The sequence below is a fragment of the Terasakiella brassicae genome (genome assembly GCF_014641495.1).
Lineage (GTDB): Bacteria > Pseudomonadota > Alphaproteobacteria > Rhodospirillales > Terasakiellaceae > Terasakiella > Terasakiella brassicae.
Genome location: NZ_BMHV01000069.1, coordinates 1 through 1026, shown reverse-complemented (window position 1 = coordinate 1026; position 1026 = coordinate 1). Strand labels below are relative to the sequence as shown.

At 49.2% G+C, this 1026-nt stretch carries 1 protein-coding gene; it reads left to right on the top strand.

What is annotated here, in order from left to right:
• The first annotated feature begins 301 nt into the window (after positions 1-301).
• On the top strand, positions 302-910 hold the full coding sequence (locus IEW74_RS17195) for a recombinase family protein (protein ID WP_188667412.1): 609 nt from the start codon (positions 302-304) through the stop codon (positions 908-910).
• Positions 911-1026: the final 116 nt, after the last annotated feature.

Sequence of the window (1026 nt, the reverse complement as noted above, 5' to 3'; positions counted from 1 at the left end):
CGTGGCAGGACCGTCGTTATCCGATGTTGAGACGGTATTAACGGCGGTGTTAAATGCCATCGAAATCGACGATGCAGATGTCGTTGATGCGATTCATGATGCGTATGAGCGAACCCGGTGGAAGAAGACGCGATAGTGCGACCGGGACCGTCAATAAAGCGTCGTCATTACCGTCGTGATCACCGTCCATAAAACACTACGGTCACTGTGACCGTCATTTTGGCTCAAAACCGCCATTTCGTCTGATCCGAATTTCGGCGTCCGTCAAACATTTGATTAATGAACATTCAGGAGATGCACCATCAGTAAAACCGTCGCCGTCTACTGCCGCGTATCAACGGATCACCAGACCAACGAGAACCAATTGCTGGAACTTCGTCAGGTGTGTGATCGTATGGGATGGATCATTAAGCAGGTCTATGAAGATCACGCCATCAGTGGTGCTACGGGACGCAATCAGCGTCCGGGATATGATGCACTCTATAAAGCGGTGGCCCGGCGTGAAGTCGATATGGTGATGACGTGGGGCATTGATCGGCTTGGTCGAAGCTTACAAGAGGTTATCACCTTTATGAGCTACGTGCAGGAACGCGGTATTGGTCTTTATGTGCATCAACAAGGTCTGGATACCACCCATAGTCAGACAGCGATTATGATGACCCAGTTTTTGGCGATCTTCGCCGAATACGAACGCAGTATCTTAAAATCAAGAATTCATGCTGGGCTGGAAAGAGCTAAGGCTCAGGGCAAAAAACTTGGACGACCGGGCCTATCGGATTACAAGACCAATCGCATCAAGAAGCATCTTCAAGCCGGTGCCAGTGTCCGTGGTGTTGCTAAGCTGGTCAATGTATCCACTGGATCGGTATCGAAGGTCAAACGTGCCATGGCAATGGAGATGACGAAATGATGTCAACGTCATGCCGTCAACGGTATCGTTGATTAAAACATAATATTATATGAAGTAATCAAGCGGCCGACATACGTCGTCCGGTTGATACCTCATTCCCTTCCGTGTGTGCCACA